This is a genomic window from Polaromonas sp. P1_G2, assembly GCF_056405515.1.
Genome location: NZ_JBFUBY010001812.1, coordinates 1 through 353, shown reverse-complemented (window position 1 = coordinate 353; position 353 = coordinate 1). Strand labels below are relative to the sequence as shown.

At 60.9% G+C, this 353-nt stretch carries 1 protein-coding gene; it reads right to left on the bottom strand.

Translation table 11 applies throughout. The features are described from left to right. Positions 1-353 (bottom strand): putative PEP-binding protein (locus AC1D0P_RS32705; RefSeq protein ID WP_477680518.1); only part of this gene is annotated, 353 nt, incomplete at both ends.

The following is a 353-nucleotide window of genomic DNA, read 5'->3' as shown; positions in this document are numbered from 1 at the left end:
ACCTCTTTCTGGATCAGCGCCCGTACCTTGCACATCTCCTCGACCTCGGTGACCATCGGGATCATGATCTTGAGCTCGGTACCCCCTGCGGCTTTCAGCAGCGCACGCAACTGGGTCCTGAGCAGACCGGGCCGGTCGAGCGCAAGGCGGATTGCCCGCCAGCCGAGCGCCGGATTCTCTTCCTTGATCGCCTGGAAATAGGGGACGACCTTGTCGGAGCCGATGTCGAGCGTGCGGAATGTGACGGGACGGTTGCCTGCCTGCTTGATGACATTGCGATAGAAATCTTCCTGTTCCTCGCCCTTCGGCATGGTCGAGGCGATCATGAACTGCAGTTCGGTGCGGAACAGGCC